Origin of the sequence: Burkholderia sp. LFS061, assembly GCF_047978125.1 — a bacterium.
Taxonomy (GTDB): Bacteria; Pseudomonadota; Gammaproteobacteria; order Burkholderiales; family Burkholderiaceae; genus Burkholderia; species Burkholderia pyrrocinia_C.
The window spans coordinates 1-389 of record NZ_JBFPFS010000157.1; the positions used below are offsets into that span (position 1 = coordinate 1).

Consider the following 389-nt stretch of genomic DNA (forward strand, 5'->3'; position numbering starts at 1 on the left):
CCTCGTCCGGGCGGCTCATGATCTTCGGCACGATCAGCGCCGCCAGGATCCCGAGGATCGCGACCACCACCATGATCTCGATCAGCGTGAAACCGCGCTGACGACGCACGGTCGCGTTGCGGCGAGTATTCCCGTCTTGCATAATTGATTATCCTTTGCTGAAGAATTCAAAATAACGACAGGTCAATTTAACTAACTTTGCGACGGTAAATTCTACAAACGCCCGTACAATATCGGATATGAGCACACTATCAATTCGCACCTTATCTTTCGCCCTTTTCGCGGGTTTGTGCGCGACGGCCACCTACTGGGTCGTCACGCTGTCGGCCCGCGAAGCGCCGCTGCCCGCCGCCGCCGCGCGGCCGCCGATCCGCACCGAGGACGCCGCG

At 58.9% G+C, this 389-nt stretch carries 1 protein-coding gene; it reads right to left on the minus strand.

Annotated elements, in window-relative coordinates; translation table 11 throughout:
- The coding region (locus tag ACNQQL_RS36140; protein ID WP_347069753.1) for a prepilin-type N-terminal cleavage/methylation domain-containing protein at positions 1-142 on the minus strand (142 nt) is incomplete at its 3' end.
- Positions 143-389 lie beyond the last annotated feature (247 nt).